General features: G+C 49.9%; 10 protein-coding genes. 9 read left to right on the top strand and 1 reads right to left on the bottom strand.

The genetic code is table 11. The annotated features are described in order from the left end of the window. Window positions 1-112: 112 nt before the first annotated feature. On the bottom strand, window positions 113-460 hold the full coding sequence (locus DESLBE_RS18900) for a hypothetical protein (protein ID WP_005815757.1): 348 nt from the start codon (window positions 458-460) through the stop codon (window positions 113-115). Between the two features lie 360 nt (window positions 461-820). On the opposite strand from DESLBE_RS18900, the gene DESLBE_RS18895 reads away from it, so the two are divergent. The 9 genes from DESLBE_RS18895 to DESLBE_RS18855 all read left to right on the top strand — a co-directional run bounded on the left by DESLBE_RS18895 (window position 821) and on the right by DESLBE_RS18855 (window position 13,349). Beyond that, complete coding sequence (locus DESLBE_RS18895) at window positions 821-2,173, top strand: putative sulfate exporter family transporter (RefSeq protein WP_144678690.1); 1,353 nt, start codon at window positions 821-823, stop codon at window positions 2,171-2,173. 87 nt (window positions 2,174-2,260) lie between these two features. After that, on the top strand, window positions 2,261-2,626 hold the full coding sequence (locus DESLBE_RS18890) for a hypothetical protein (RefSeq protein WP_144677898.1): 366 nt from the start codon (window positions 2,261-2,263) through the stop codon (window positions 2,624-2,626). A 367-nt stretch (window positions 2,627-2,993) separates the two neighbouring features. Next, window positions 2,994-4,343 carry a putative sulfate exporter family transporter gene (locus tag DESLBE_RS18885; RefSeq protein ID WP_144677897.1) on the top strand — a complete coding sequence of 450 codons (1,350 nt, stop codon included), beginning with the start codon at window positions 2,994-2,996 and terminating at the stop codon, window positions 4,341-4,343. Window positions 4,344-4,566: 223 nt separating this feature from the next. After that, a complete protein-coding gene (locus DESLBE_RS18880) occupies window positions 4,567-6,723 on the top strand; it encodes an ATP-binding protein (RefSeq protein ID WP_172625454.1) in 2,157 nt (718 codons plus the stop codon). Next, the gene (locus DESLBE_RS18875) at window positions 6,720-8,111 is read left to right on the top strand and encodes a sigma-54 dependent transcriptional regulator (protein WP_144677895.1); all 1,392 of its coding nucleotides are present in this window, start codon (window positions 6,720-6,722) and stop codon (window positions 8,109-8,111) included. Before DESLBE_RS18880 ends, DESLBE_RS18875 begins: the two co-directional genes overlap by 4 nt. 141 nt (window positions 8,112-8,252) lie before the next feature. Then, a complete protein-coding gene (locus tag DESLBE_RS18870; RefSeq protein WP_144677894.1) occupies window positions 8,253-8,906 on the top strand; it encodes a TetR/AcrR family transcriptional regulator in 654 nt (217 codons plus the stop codon). After that, complete coding sequence (locus DESLBE_RS18865; RefSeq protein WP_144677893.1) at window positions 8,903-9,607, top strand: ABC transporter ATP-binding protein; 705 nt, start codon at window positions 8,903-8,905, stop codon at window positions 9,605-9,607. Before DESLBE_RS18870 ends, DESLBE_RS18865 begins: the two co-directional genes overlap by 4 nt. Further along, window positions 9,601-11,979, top strand: a complete 2,379-nt coding sequence (locus DESLBE_RS18860) for an ABC transporter permease (RefSeq protein WP_144677892.1) — start codon at window positions 9,601-9,603, stop codon at window positions 11,977-11,979. Before DESLBE_RS18865 ends, DESLBE_RS18860 begins: the two co-directional genes overlap by 7 nt. A 41-nt stretch (window positions 11,980-12,020) precedes the next feature. Next, window positions 12,021-13,349: an HlyD family efflux transporter periplasmic adaptor subunit gene (locus DESLBE_RS18855; protein WP_144677891.1), complete on the top strand. Its 1,329-nt coding sequence runs from the start codon at window positions 12,021-12,023 to the stop codon at window positions 13,347-13,349. Window positions 13,350-13,512: the final 163 nt, after the last annotated feature.

Below are 13,512 nucleotides of genomic sequence, written 5' to 3'. Positions count from 1 at the left end.
CCTTTGCGAGAAAAAGAATATTTTTGTAAATAAAAAGAAAAAAATGCCATATCCCAATCAGGGTGGAAATGGCATCTTTAATAGACTTATTTTCTTATAAAAGGTGAGCTCCTCAAGGCTGTTTCTTCTTTAACAATCCCTCAATCTTATCCTTATATTTCTCCGCTTGGTCTTCTAATTTATCGGCAATTCCTTCAGCCTTGTCTTCTACCGCATCTTTTAGTTCTTCGGCACGTTCCAGCACGCCTTCCAGCTTATCTTCGATGTAATCTTTAATTCCTTCCGCCCGCCCCGCTATAACCTCAGCTTTATCCTCGGCCAAATCTTTAATCCCTTCAACCCTTTCTTTCACCTCAGATTTATCCAAGAACTCTTCTGTCTTTTTCACTGCGCCGTCAATGCGCTCTTTGGCGGCATCGACCATTTTGTTTAGGTTATCCTTTAAATGATCCATCTTCATCCCTCTTTCCTGTTTTACATTCTTACTCTTATTACCATTGATATTCCCAGTGCCATAACCTGAGGTCCAAACATTGTAGCCAAAATTTTCAATACGTCTTGAAAAAGGTTCCGGTGCCGTGTCAAAATAGACTTAGTTCAACTGCTCACAACAGCGGCTTGGGCAGCGGTTCATTTTCCCTCATTATAATATTCTTTTCCATAAGTATTCTTCTCCATAAATTGTAATTCTCCTCTGCCAATCTGACCATCAGGGCAAAAAAACTTGCCATATCTTGCCCTCGCAACACCCCTTGTTGACGACAGCGAACGAACATGTGACAATAGGCTTAAATGGCTGGAAAAAGAGAGGGATAAACCATTGGGCTATGTATCCACAACCAAAAAACCTACGGCTCCTTCAGGCGGCTGGTCTGATCTTTGGAAGCAAGAAGATTACTGGGCCATGTGGCTGGGTCTGACCATCGTGCTGCTCGCTATCCTGCTTTGGAGTACCGGCAATCATTTTATGAACTGGATCGTCCTGAAAATACCCGACTACAGCGATTATCATACCGGGCTGGATTATCTCTTCACTCATAAAAACTCTCTTTTGGCACTTTATCTGTTTTTGCTTGTTTTATGCTCGGCAGCTATCAAAGTCTTAACCGGCGAAGTCAAAGGCTTCTTAGTAGGCTTTACCTTTCTTTTTGGCTTAAGTATTTTGGTTTCCTTTTTAGGTTCCTGGGATATCATGAAGCACTATAATATCGAGACTCCCCTGCTGGCCCTTTTAGCAGGGCTATTAATCAGCAACTTCCTGCGGATTCCCTATTGGCTGAGCACTGCGCTGCAGACTCAGTTTTATGTCAAGTTTGGGATTGTGCTCATGGGTGCTTCCCTGCCTTTTACCCTGATCCTTCAGGCCGGCTCCACCGCCTTTGCCCAAGCCACCATTATTGCTGTGGCCACCTTCCTCACCATTTACTGGACGGGCACACGCTTTTTGGGTCTCGATAAACGCTTCGCGGCTACCTTGGCTGCCGGCGGCTCCATCTGCGGTGTCTCGGCCTCCATCGCCATTGGCGGTGCGGTGAAAGCGGAAAAGCAGCATGTGTCCATTGCCATCTCCCTGGTTATTCTTTTCTCCATTGTCATGATTTTTATCCTGCCTTTAGCGATTAAAGCTTTAGCCATTCTCCCCGGGCCGGCGGGAGCCTGGATTGGTACGGCAGAATTTGCCGATGCTCCGGGAATGGCTGCCGCCGCGGCCATCAACGAACAAGCGATTAAAACCTTTACCCTGATGAAGGTGGTCGGCCGTGACATGTTTATCGGCATCTGGTGTTTTGTCATGGCGCTCACCTCCATCACCCGCTGGGAAAAACGCTATTCGGGAACCACCCCCAATGCTGCGGATATCTGGTTCCGCTTCCCGAAATTTGTGTTGGGGTTTATTATCGCCTCTATTATCATTACGATTTTGGCCGCTTCCACTGATGCCGTGACCACCAAAGCCATTGATGATCATGTCATCAACCCGATTATCGAATTGCGGAATTGGGCCTTCATTCTCACCTTTCTTTCCATTGGGCTGTCCAGCCGTTTAAAAGAACTGGCTTCAGTGGGCTGGAAACCTTTTGCCGCTTTTTCGGCCGGGGTTCTGGTGAATATCCCCTTAGGTTACCTCTTGTCGGTGGTCATTATGGGCAACTATTGGACCACAATCAAGTGATCAGCATGGTTAAAACTGTCACCTTGGCCTGGCAAGGCCTTGTGGCTAGTTTATATCTAGTTTATATAAAGTAAGGAGAGTAGAAGCATGCACCCAGATAATGAAACCTGCGTACAAAGGGCACGATTTTTCTTCTATTTTTATGAAAAAACCTGGGAACCCGGGGAAACGCCGCCCTTAGCAGACATCTTAAAAGCTAAGCACATCAGCCCCCAGGCTGTCCGCAATTTAAAGGACTTTTTGGCTTGCCGCTTGGAACGGATCGCCGCTATGTTGGAGCTTCTGAGCGCAGCCCACAATGATTGGGCGATGACGGGCAAAAAAGAGTACATCCTTTTGGAAACGGAAACTTATGATTTCAATGAGGCCCTCAAGCTCCTGGAGAATCATGGTTTTACGGATAAGGAATTTGTCCTTAAAGTTGAATATACCCGTAAATGGGGCGTCCTCTAGCACCACGGTTCAGGCCGGAAGGCTGCCATCTTCGCCAAGGCCCAAGGGCTTTCTCGCGATTGACGGTCCTTGGGCCTTTTTATGACCTGATATCTGACATAATGTCCGGCCAATTTGTCTGATTGTGACAAATTGGCCTGTTTTTTTATGGCCTCCTCAGCTTGGCCAATCACCCTGAAACCCTCTGTTTATGCTAGCTTTCACAAGAGCAACCTGGTTGGCATAGGAATTGCTTATTATTAAGTTTACGAAATCAAATATTACCTGAGCAAACTACGGCGAAAGGAGATGACAGGTACTTCATTCCTCAGGCTGATCCAGCTCTTTTGGCAAACAGGTCTAAAAACTACTTTGGGAGGGTTTTAAGATGGCACAAGTTGAAACAAAAAAACCAACCTCTCCTTCCGGCGGTTGGTCCGATCTTTGGAAAAAGGAAGATTATTGGGCAGTTTGGCTTGGTTTAGGGGTAGTCTTAGTGGCTATTTTACTCTGGTCTTCAGGCAGCACTGCTATGAAATGGTTGGCTATCAGTGTGCCGAGTTATTCGGAATTCGGCAAAGCGTCAAGTTATATCAGCACTCATGTCGGCGGAATTATCGCTCTATACCTGCTATTTATCGTCCTCTTCTCCATTGCCGTGAAAATTCTCGGTCATAAATTAAGCCAATTTATTCCGGGATTTACCGTCGTCTTTATTATGAGCCTCGCTGTCACCATCCTGGGTTCCTGGGATGTCATGAAAAAGTTCAATCTGGAAGCTCCCCTGCTGGCTCTGGCCGTTGGCCTGATTATCGGTAACTTTATTAAGCTTCCCAAATTTATGGATGCTTCCTTGCGGACTGAGTTCTTTGTTAAAACCGGTATTGTCCTGATGGGGGCTACCCTTCCTTTCACTTTAATTCTCCAATCCGGCCCCGTGGCTTTTCTGCAGGCCACCATTATTGCCGTCACCACTTATCTGACCATTTATTGGGCTGGAACCCGCCTCTTTGGCTTAGATAACCGTTTTGCGGCTACTTTGGCTGCCGGCGGCTCCATCTGCGGCGTCTCCGCTTCCATTGCCATCGGGGGTTCCGTTAAGGCTGAGAAGCAGCATGTTTCCATCGCTATTTCCTTGGTTGTCGTTTGGGCTATTGTCATGATCTTTGCTCTGCCTATCTTCATTAAGGCTTTAAACATTCCTCCCGGTCCTGCCGGAGCCTGGATTGGCACCTCTGAATTCGCCGACGCAGCAGGCATGGCTGCGGCAGCCTCCATCAACGAACAGGCCATCAAAACCTTTACCCTCATGAAGGTAGTGGGACGGGATATGTTCGTTGGCATCTGGTGCTTCATCATGGCTTTCATCTCCATCACCAAATGGGAAAAACGCCAGGACGGAACCAAACCTAATGCCGGTGAAATCTGGACTCGTTTCCCCAAATTTGTTTTAGGATTTTTTGTCGCTTCCATTATTATCACTGCCTTGGTGGCCGGAGCGGATCCCGCTGCTTCTAAAGATATCACGGCGCAGGTGATTGGTCCCCTCAAAGAGTTAAGAAACTGGGCCTTCATCTTTACCTTCCTCTGTATCGGTTTGACCACCCGCTTCAAAGATCTCACTTCCGTGGGCTGGAAACCTTTTGCCGCTTTTACCACCGGGGTTTTAGTCAATGTACCTCTGGGCTATATTCTTTCTGTCGTCGTCATGGGCGGTTACTGGGCAATGGTCCAATAACCTCAGGCACCGTGGGCGGTGCAGTCCATCCGGAAAAAGCCTTCCACAACCTGGAGGGCTTTTTCTAATGAAAGGGGCTAACAATAACAGGTTTTAAAAAATTCGACGTGAACATTAAAGGGGTATATTATATACTTAAAGAAGCTTGGGACATGAAAAGGCTTGGGACATGACGTTTTGAACATTCCTGAAGGTCTTATTGCGGCGATGATGAAGCATTGAGATGGAGGCCAAACCCTTGAAAGAAAACTCAATTCCCTGGTGGATGCGCATAAAAGTACATTTTCTCTTATTTGGGATCGCCATGTCCATTCTCCCGCTGTTTTTTCTGGGCTATTTAGGTTTTACGTCGGTGCGGCAGAATCTCCAGACGGATATTTACGAGCAGAACTATAACCAGGTCTCCGTGCTGGCCCGGGAACTTCAGGATGCTATAGCCTCTATCGAAACCAGCCTGACCTTTACCAGGACAGCTACGGCTCAGGCCTTGACGGGAAGTGACGATACATCACGCCGGTTGATTTTGGAAACCCTGCTGCAAAAAGAACCGGCCCTTAAAGAGCTTAAGGTTCATGATGCCAGCTTCAGAAGTATCGCTCAACTAAACCGCCGGGCAGATGCCCCGTCGGATGCACCGGCCATCGCCCCGGGGCCTGGCCTCTCTTCTGAAGCGCCCTCATCCCTGAGCGATCTGTATTTTTCTCAGGAGGGCCAACCGGAAATCCAGCTTACTGTGGCTATTCAAGACCCTACGGAAGGAAAACCCCTGGGGTATCTGCAAGGGACCATCGAGCTGACAGCCGTGATCGACCGCTATTTTGATCTTCAATTAGGTGAAGGAAAATATATTTTCCTGGTTGACCGCTCCGGAACATTGATCGGACAAACAGACTCCGCTCTTCATGGGCATCAGGAAGACCTGCGCCAAAATCCTGCCATCCAGGATTTCATAGCCGGAGAAGCCTTTTCGGCCGGAAGCCAGTATAAGAATTATGCCGGGGTGAAGGTGATTGGGGCCTTTGCTTCTCTGGATACCCCCAAATGGGGAGTATTTATCGAACAGCCTGCACATGAAGCAAATAAACCCATCTTTGAATTTGCCTTTCACCTTATTATCATTGCCATCCTGATCATGGCCCTGGTGATGATTATCAGTATTTCCTTTGGCTTGAAAGTCGTGCACCCCATTGAAAATCTTGAGTCTCAAGTCAGGAAAATCATCCTGACCGGGGACTTGGAATCCCATATCCCCATTGAGAGTTGGGATGAAATCGGCCGGCTGGTCAAATCCTTTAACCAGCTGCTCAACTTCTTAGATCAAAAAAATGAAAACTTAAAGAACGAAAAGGAGCTCCTGACCACCGTTGTCGACGGAGTCGGGGCGGGAATGGTCCTGTTGGATGCGGAAGCGCGCATACTCTGGTGGAATGCGAAGTTCGCCCAGTGGTTTGGTCAGCCGTCAGCCAACCTCCCCTGTGAGCAGGTCATCGGCGGACAGGAAACGGAGGGCGTCTTCCTGGAAAATGGCCGGACTATCTCCGTTTTTCTCCAGGGGGAACGCCGGCATTTTCGCCAGATGTATTATGAATTATCTCCGGATAACCCGGAGCAGGCGGCTTATCTTCTGCTTCTCGATGACGTGACCCAGGAAGTGGAAATGGAAGCCCGCATGATTGAGACGGATAAGATGGCTGCCATCGGGCTTTTGGCTTCAGGAGTGGCCCATGAAATCAACAATCCTTTAGCTATTGTGGCCGCCCATAGTGAAGATTTGCTTGACCGTTTAAATGAAGAGGATCCCGGCCCCAGCCAGGCAGAGATCAAGACGGGTTTTAAAACGGTTTTGGGGCAAATTGCCCGCTGCAAGCAGATCACCGATCGCTTGCTGGGTTTTGCCCGCAAACGGGATTCAGGCAGCGACCTTATTGATATCGGGATCGCCAGCGCTCAGACCCTGGGTCTTTTGGAGCATAAAGCGAGGCAAAAGCATCTCAGCGTTCACTTTCACGCGGAGGACAGTCTCTTCGCCCTGGGCAATGAAAATGAGTGGCAGCAAGTGGTGCTCAACCTGATTACCAATGCCCTGGATGCTTCTGCCCCAGGAAAGGTCATCGAAGTCCGGGGCTACCGGGAGGATCATAAAATACAGTTTGTCATCCAGGATCATGGTGAGGGTATTCCCCAAAGCCATCTCAAGCAGGTCTTCAACCCGTTTTTCACCACCAAATCCCCGGGCCAGGGCACGGGTTTAGGTCTATACGTGAGTTATGGCATTATTGTCAAGATGTATGGTGACATGATCTTAGAAAGTACGGAAGGGCTGGGCACTAAAGTAACCATCAGCCTGCCTCTCCATAAAGCAGGAGAAGAAAACTCATGAAACACAGTCAAAAAATTTTAATTCTTGATGATGAAGAGGCTCTGCGGGCCATTATCGCTCAGCGTTTAAAGCGCAAAGGCTATGAGGTCCTGGAGGCGGGCACAGCCGGTGAAGGGTTGACTTTCCTTAACGATACCTTAGTCGATGCGGTCTTGTTGGATATCAAGCTGCCGGACGGCGACGGGCTGCTCCTGCTGCCCAAAATCAAGCAGATGCAAACGGATCTGCAGGTCATTATGCTGACCGGGAACGGGACCATTGAATCCGCCATCGAAGCGATGAAACTGGGCGCCTATGATTATCTGACCAAGCCCTGCAATTTATCAGAGCTGGAAATCACTCTGCAAAAAGCTCTGGAAAAACGCAGGCTGCTGCTGGAAAACACCGGTCTTCGCCAGGTTGTCAGCCGCCATGCTTCCGAATTAAAAATTGTGGCCGAAAGTGAAGCCATGACGTCACTCCTGAACGTGACCCGTAAAGTTGCCCAGACCGACACCTCCGTCCTCATCCAAGGGGAAAGCGGTGTCGGCAAGGAGCTGATTGCCCAGGCCATCCATTTCTGGAGCTCCCGGGTCAACCGCCCCTGCATCCCCGTCAATGCCGGAGCCATCCCGGAGACGCTGATCGAAAGCGAACTTTTCGGGCACGAGAAAGGTGCCTTTACCGGTGCCGGAACTCAAAAAATCGGCTTGGTGGAAATGGCCGACAACGGCACTCTCTTTCTCGATGAGATTGGTGAAATGCCTTTAGCTATTCAAGTCAAGCTGCTGCGGTTTTTGGAAAGCGGTGAATTCCGGCGGGTGGGGGATACCCGGCTGCGGCAAGTTGATGTGCGGATTGTGGCGGCAACAAACCGTGACCTGGGGCAAGAAATAGCCCAGGGCAGGTTTCGTGAGGATCTCTTCTACCGCTTAAACGGCCTGACCCTTCTGGTTCCTCCCCTGCGGGAACGACGCGGGGATATCCTCCCCCTTGTCCATCACTTCCTGAAAACCCCACGCAAAGAGTTGCTCCATGAGCGGTATACTTTAGCGCCGGAGACCCAGGAGCAGTTATTGAATTATGATTTTCCCGGCAATACCCGTGAACTCTTCCATCTTATTGAACGGGGGCAAATCCTCTCCGCCGACGGCATCATCACCCCCGGGGACATTTGGCCGGAAAAGTCCGCTCAGACCCTCAAGCCCTCATCTGCTTCCGATTCAGAAGAAGAATTCCTGCAGCTATTTCAGGAGCATCCCTATCCTTCCTTAGACGATGTGGAAAGAGCCTATATCCTGTCTACTCTAAAGAAAGCCAAGGGCAATAAAACTCAGACAGCCCATATCCTGGGCATAAGCGTGCGCAATCTTTACCGCAAACTTCAGTCTTACGGTGTCAGCGAGTGAATCTCCCCGACTTACATGAATAAAAAAATTACTTGTTCTTGACGAGATGACACAGGTGTCATACACTTAATATGACACCTGTGTCATTTTTTCATTAAGTTCCTCATAGGAAATAGTATCATCGAAAGGAGAGAGGTTTCCTTGCCTACCCAAACCTTTTTTAATCTGCCTGAAGCAAAAAGAAACCGCATTATTGAGGCCGCTACCCGGGAATTTGCCGCCTATGCTTTTGACCAGGCCAGCATTGCCCGCATCATTGAACAAGCGGGGATCCCCCGGGGAAGCTTCTATCAGTATTTCGAAAACCTCAAGGACTTATATAAGTACATTTTCGACCTTTCTGTGGAGAAAAAGCTCCAGTATTTTGACGCCAAAGTCCCTGATCTCCATGGGGAAGGCTTTGAATTTTTCTCTACCTTACAGCGGGTTTTTGTGGTAGGGCTGGAATTTGCCCGGGAGCATCCCGATCTTTTGGCTCTCGGTGATCGGTTTATTAAAGAGAGCAATGCCCCGCTGCGTCAGGAAGTGATGGCTGAACAAGCCCTTCAGTCCGCCGGTTTTTACAGCGATATGCTGCGGCGGGGCTTTGACTTAGGGCAGCTGGACCCTTCAGTGGATTACACAACCGCTCTTTATTTTATGAAGGGGATGCATGCTGCTTTGGTGGAGGCCTATCTGACCTTGGATCAAAGCAACCCAGGCCTTGTCTTTGAAGATGACGCTTATCTGAAGAGCATCAATAATCTTCTCCAGCTCCTGGCCCATGGTTTGAAAAATAAGGAGGCGTTGCCATGACGCTTTTACTTGAAGGAAAAGGCATCCGCAAGGTGTACCAAACAGGTGAAGTTGAATTGGAGGTTCTTAAAGGGCTGGATTTTCAAATCTTTGCCGGTGAGTTTATCGTGATCCTTGGGCAAAGCGGCTCCGGGAAAACCACCCTCCTCAACATTATCGGCGGTATGACTCCTCCCACCACGGGGGAATTGCATTACCAAGGCCAGCCTTTACATGAAGCCGGCGATGCGGAACTGACGTTTTACCGGCGTCAGGCCGTGGGCTTTGTCTTTCAGCATTACAATCTGATGCCCAACCTCACCGCTGCCGAGAATATTTGGCTGGCTGCTGAAATCGCTGAAGACCCCCTGTCGGTAAACGAAGTCCTTCAGGATGTAGGGCTGGAGCCATGGGCGGAGCATTTTCCTTCCCAGCTCTCCGGCGGGCAGCAGCAGCGGGTGGCCATTGCCCGGGCTATTGTCAAGAATCCTGCCTTGCTTCTTTGTGACGAGCCTACCGGTGCATTGGATATTCAAACGGGTATTCAGGTCTTAAAAACTTTACAAAGGCTCAGCCGGGATTACCAAAAGACGATCATCCTCATTACCCATAACGGGGAGATCGCCAAGATGGCCAATCGTGTGTTTTTTATCAAGGATGGGATGCTGGAAAAAATCCAGATCAATGAGCATCCTCTCCAGCCGGAGGAACTTTTATGGTAGTGCTGAGAAAGAAACTGTTCCGGGAAATTCAAGCCAACAAAGGGGTCTATCTGGCCTGCATTGTGGTGATCATCATCGGACTTCTCTCTTATACCTCCATGTCCATCGTTCTGGAAAATTTAGTACGGTCCCAAAGCAAGTTTTATGAAGATACTCACTTTGCCGATGGCTTCGTTAAAGTGACTGCCTACCCCGAAAGTCAGGTGAAAAAGCTGGCTCAGCTTGAGGGGATCGCTCATGTGGAGGGGCGCATCGTCAAGGATGCCCGGCTTTTTGAAGAGCAATCCGACAGCAACCGCTCCCTGCGCCTGGTTTCCATGGGCTTCGAAACACCCCCGGAGCTGAATCAGGTTCTGCTCTTCAGCGGGCGTTTTCCAGTGGACAATTCCCTGGAAATCCTGGTGGATCCCAAATTCTTTGCTGCCAATAAATTGGCCCTGGGGGACCAGCTCACCCTGATTCTGGAGGGAAAGCGCTCCACCTTTACTGTGGTGGGAACTGCTCAGAGCCCGGAATTCATCTACGCTATGCGCTCCGCCCAGGATCTGTATCCCGATCCCCAAACCTTTGGGATGGCTTATCTGCCCTATACCTCCCTTAAGACGCTGGTCAAGGAGTCCAGCCAGGTGAATGACATCGTCTTCTCCCTGGAGCCGGATACAAAATTCGAGGATGTTAAAGAACTTCTGGAAACGGAACTTAAACCCCACGGCCTCCAAAGCATCTTTCCCCGCAAGGATCAGACCAGCCACGCCATCCTCGAGGGGGAGCTGAACAGCTTGCGCGGCATGGCTCAGGCTCTGCCCATGGTCTTTCTGGGTGTTTCCAGCATCATTCTCTATACCATGCTGCGCCGTCTCATTGAACAACAGCGGGGGAGCATCGGCACCTTAAAGGCTTTCGGTTTTACCAATCAGGAAATCGTCCTCCATTATTTATCCTATCCCCTTCTGGTGGGCGGGGTCGGAGGATTGTTGGGAGGGCTGGCCGGGATTGCCCTTTCTTTTCCCTTGACGTCTCTCTATGAAGAGTTTTTTGCCCTGCCCGGCCTGGCAAGCACTTTTTCTTGGAAATATCTCTTTTTAGGAACAGCCCTTTCCCTGATCTTCAGCTTGCTGAGCGGCCTTAAAGGGAGCCTGGACATCCTCCGCCTGGACCCGGCCGAGGCCATGCGCCCTGCGGCTCCAGGCTCAGCCAAGAAAACACCTTTGGAGAAACTGCCCAGGCTGTGGCGCGCCTTTACGTCTCAAACCCAGATGGGAATCCGCAATGTTTTTCGGGCCCCGGTGCGCAGCGCGTTCACCGTAGTGGGCATGGCCGTGGTCTTCAGCTTAATGTCTGTATCCTGGTCTATGGAAAATATGATCGATAAGCTCACGACCTTCCAATTCCAGCAGGTGCAAACCTATGATGTAAAGATTTCTTTAAACAGTCCGGCCTCCGCCCGCCCCCTTCAGCATTCCCTGGCCCATGAGCCGGGCATCACCGAACTGGAACCCCTTTTAGAAGTCCCGGCCACCCTCCAGCATCAATGGCATAAAAAAGAAGTGGCCGTCTTAGGGATCTCCCCGGATTCTACCCTGTATCATGTCCTTGACCAAAAAGGCAATAAAGTCCCTCTGCCCCGGGATGGGATTCTGATTTCCCAGCGCCTGGCTCATCTCCTTCAAGTGGAGGTAGGGGACTCCATCCAAGTGAAAAGCCCTTACAGCCGTGAGCTGATTGCCGAACAGGAGCAGATGCTGATGGTCAGAGGCATCATCCCCCAGTATGTAGGACTCAATGCTTTTATGGAAATCGGTGCACTGCAGGATTATCTGCAGCAAGGAGAGATCGCCACCGCCATGCTCATCGGGATGAATGAAAACGATGTCTCTGCTTTGAAGAGCAAATACCGGGATGCCGGTCAAGTGGGGTCCATCGAATCGGCCAAGGAAAGCCTGGCTAAAATCGAGGAAATGATGGGCACCTATGGCTTTACCATCTACTTTTTAGCCATCCTGGCCGGAATTGCCGGCTTCGCCCTGATTTATAACTCCAGTATTATCTCTCTTTCGGAACGGCAAAGGGAGCTGGCTTCCCTGCGGGTCCTCGGCCTGACACCCCGGGAAGTTCTCAAAGTGATTACCTCGGAGCAATGGCTGCTTACTCTCCTGGGCATTCTTCTGGGGATTCCCCTTTCTTATGCTCTCTCCGAAGTGATGGGGCAATCTTTGAGTTCCGATCTTTTCGCACTCCCCACGGGAGTTCCCTTCTCGGCACTGATCGGCGCAGTGCTGGGAACGGCCCTGTCCGTATGGTTTGCCCAAACACGGGCTCACCGAAAAATTATCGCCATGCCCTTTGTGGAAATTCTAGCTACCAAGGAGTAACTGAAACAACTTAACTCTACTCTAATTAAGGAGGTCTTCCTATGTCTGTTGAACCATCTCCAGCCAAGGGTTTTCCCTTCTCACTCTTTAAGAAAGGCCGGAAGCCGGGAACCCTCAAAAACAACCAGAAAACTACCCGGAAAAGACGAATTATTCTCTACGGAGTCATTGCCGCCCTTGTGCTCGCCTCCGTCCTGGCTTCGAGCCTTAAGCCCCTGGAAGGAACCGTACTCACTGTGGAGCCGAAAGAATTTGTCCGGGGATTTACGGAAGAGGGACAGGTTTTAGCGGCTAAGGAATGGCCTCTCTATAATTCTTTAGATGGAAAAGTCGTGGCTGTTCATGTCCAAAATGGTGATTCCGTGACCAAAGGGCAGACCTTGCTGGAACTGGATACCACCGATTTGGCCTATCAGCTGGCGGCTTTAAAAGCCCAGCTGCAAAGTGTGGAAGGGCAGCACCTTCAGACCAGCGGCGCACCCATCAATGCCTTGGTGCGGCAGCAAACCCTGCTCATCGAACAAGCTGAAAGGGATGCCCAGGCTCTTGAGCAAAACCACACCCGGATGAAGGCTCTCTATGAAGCCGGGGCAATTTCCCTGACCCAATACGAAGAGATCCGGCTTCAGTCCGAAAGGGCCCGGAACTTTTTAGAACAACAAAAAGCTGCTCTGAATTTACTCTATGAGCAGCAGTCTTTACCGGGAAGCGAACAGATCTATGCCGGTCAAAAAGACGCCTTGCAGGCGCAAATCAGCCAGCTGGAAGACAGGATTGAAAAGGCCAGGGTAACGGCCCCGGAAGACGGTTTAATTAAAGATCTTTATTTAAAAGCAGGAGAGTTCGCCCCTGCCGCTCAACTCCTCCTCAATGTTTTTGCCGATAAAGGGTATAAGGTGGAAAGCTATATCCTGGCCAAAGAGGCTCCTTCCACTAAGGCCGGGGATTCTGTGGAAATCATTCAGGATACTAATTTGGGGAATCAATTTCTCACCGGTACCATCGAAAATGTGGACCCTTCAGCCGTGGAACGCATCTCCCCCCTGGGCTTGAAAGAAAACCGGGTTAAAGTAAGCGTCTTTTTGCACAGTGAATCAACCGTGATCATTGGCAGCACGGTGGATATTAAATTTATCACCCACAGAGCCGAGGCTCAGCTCATGATCCCCAAAACCGCCCTTTTCCCTTATCAGGGGGGAGATGCGGTGTGGGCCGTTCATGAGGGCAAAGCCCGGATCCGGCCGGTGGTTAAGGGCATGGAAAATGACCGGGAAGTCATCATTCTGGAAGGGCTTGCCCCAGGGGAACAAGTGCTTTTGGATACGGATCTGGCCGGACTTAAGGAGGGGAAAAAGATCAAGGCTCTTTGAGAAAAGACCCTCGAAAGCAAAGAGCTGAGATTGAGTTGCTTCAAAAAGGCATAGCTCCCGCCAAGCCCACGGTAGCATAGGGATATTTTACGGAAAGCAAACTGAATACGGACAAAAGAAATAAGCGAAGTGCCGATGCACCTCGCTTATTTCTTTTGCTTCG

It is taken from the genome of Desulfitobacterium sp. LBE (genome assembly GCF_007830365.1).
Classification (GTDB): domain Bacteria; phylum Bacillota; class Desulfitobacteriia; order Desulfitobacteriales; family Desulfitobacteriaceae; genus Desulfitobacterium; species Desulfitobacterium hafniense.
This window is presented reverse-complemented; position numbering and strand designations above follow the sequence as displayed.

What these genes read in the sequence shown, in the direction of transcription:
- DESLBE_RS18875 (WP_144677895.1), top strand. Translation starts at nt 6,720, where the DNA reads ATGAAACACAGTCAAAAAATTTTAATTCTTGATGATGAAGAGGCTCTG.
- DESLBE_RS18880 (WP_172625454.1), top strand. Translation starts at nt 4,567, where the DNA reads ATGGAGGCCAAACCCTTGAAAGAAAACTCAATTCCCTGGTGGATGCGC.
- DESLBE_RS18860 (WP_144677892.1), top strand. Translation starts at nt 9,601, where the DNA reads ATGGTAGTGCTGAGAAAGAAACTGTTCCGGGAAATTCAAGCCAACAAA.
- DESLBE_RS18885 (WP_144677897.1), top strand. Translation starts at nt 2,994, where the DNA reads ATGGCACAAGTTGAAACAAAAAAACCAACCTCTCCTTCCGGCGGTTGG.
- DESLBE_RS18900 (WP_005815757.1), bottom strand. Translation starts at nt 460, where the DNA reads ATGAAGATGGATCATTTAAAGGATAACCTAAACAAAATGGTCGATGCC.
- DESLBE_RS18890 (WP_144677898.1), top strand. Translation starts at nt 2,261, where the DNA reads ATGCACCCAGATAATGAAACCTGCGTACAAAGGGCACGATTTTTCTTC.
- DESLBE_RS18865 (WP_144677893.1), top strand. Translation starts at nt 8,903, where the DNA reads ATGACGCTTTTACTTGAAGGAAAAGGCATCCGCAAGGTGTACCAAACA.
- DESLBE_RS18855 (WP_144677891.1), top strand. Translation starts at nt 12,021, where the DNA reads ATGTCTGTTGAACCATCTCCAGCCAAGGGTTTTCCCTTCTCACTCTTT.